The organism is Bifidobacterium sp. UBA6881 (genome assembly GCA_002451435.1).
Classification (GTDB): Bacteria; Actinomycetota; Actinomycetes; order Actinomycetales; family Bifidobacteriaceae; genus Bifidobacterium.
The window spans coordinates 33,665-34,860 of the sequence record DKCF01000038.1 but is presented as its reverse complement, the minus strand read 5'-3'; the positions used below and the strand labels follow the sequence as shown (position 1 = coordinate 34,860).

Here is a 1,196-nt window from a genome sequence, read left to right as displayed (position 1 = left end):
GTCGTCGGCTTCAAGCTCACCGGATCCATCCCGGAGGGCGTCACCGCCACCGACGTGGTGCTCACCATCACCGATATGCTCCGCCAGCACGGCGTGGTCGGCAAGTTCGTGGAATTCTACGGCGAGGGCATCGCCTCCGTGCCGCTGGCCAACCGCGCCACCATCGGCAACATGAGCCCTGAATTCGGCTCCACCTGCGGCATCTTCCCGATCGACGACGTCACGCTCGACTACCTGCGACTGACCGGCCGCTCCGAGGAACAGGTCGCCCTGGTCAAGGCGTACGCCAAGGCCAACAAGCTGTGGGGCGACGCCTCCGACCCGGATTACGTCGAACCGCAGTACTCCGAATACATGGAACTCGACCTCGGCTCCGTCGTGCCGTCGATCGCTGGCCCGAAGCGTCCGCAGGACCGCATCAAGCTCTCCGAATCCAAGACGACGTTCGAACGGACCCTGCCGGCGTACGAGACCGACAGGACCGAGCAGAAGCCGGTCGAAGTCTCCACCGACTTCCGTGGCGACTTCGACATCAAGAACGGTGACGTGGCCATCGCCTCGATCACTTCCTGCACCAACACCTCCAACCCGTCCGTCATGATCGCCGCGGGCCTCATCGCCCGCAACGCGCACGCCAAGGGCCTCAAGCCCAAGCCGTGGGTCAAGACCTCGCTCGCCCCGGGCTCCCAGGTCGTGGCCGACTACCTCAAGGCCGCGGGCCTCCAGGACGACCTCGACGCGCTCGGATACCAGCTCGTCGGTTTCGGCTGCGCCACCTGCATCGGCAACTCCGGACCGCTGCTGCCGGAGATTTCCGAGGCCATCAACGCCAACGACCTGACCGTCACCTCCGTGCTGAGCGGCAACCGCAACTTCGAAGGCCGCATCAGCCCGGACGTCAAGATGAACTACCTGGCATCCCCGCCGCTCGTCATCGCCTACGCGCTCGCCGGCACGATGGATTTCGACTTCGAAACCCAGCCGCTCGGCAAGGACAAGGACGGCAACGACGTCTACCTCAAGGACATCTGGCCGACCAACGAAGAGGTCGCCGCGGTGGTGGACGGCACCGTCAACCGCGAGATGTTCCTCAAGGACTACGCCTCCGTGTTCGAGGGCGACCGCCGTTGGAAGGGTCTCGACGTGCCGGAAGGCGAACTGTTCACCTGGGACGAGAACTCCACCTACGTGCGCAG

1 protein-coding gene is annotated in these 1,196 nt (G+C 65.0%); it reads left to right on the top strand.

The annotated features are described in order from the left end of the window. Positions 1-1,196, top strand: a 1,196-nt coding sequence (locus tag B3C64_RS03150; protein ID WP_291533666.1) for an aconitase family protein, incomplete at both ends; no start/stop codon positions are given.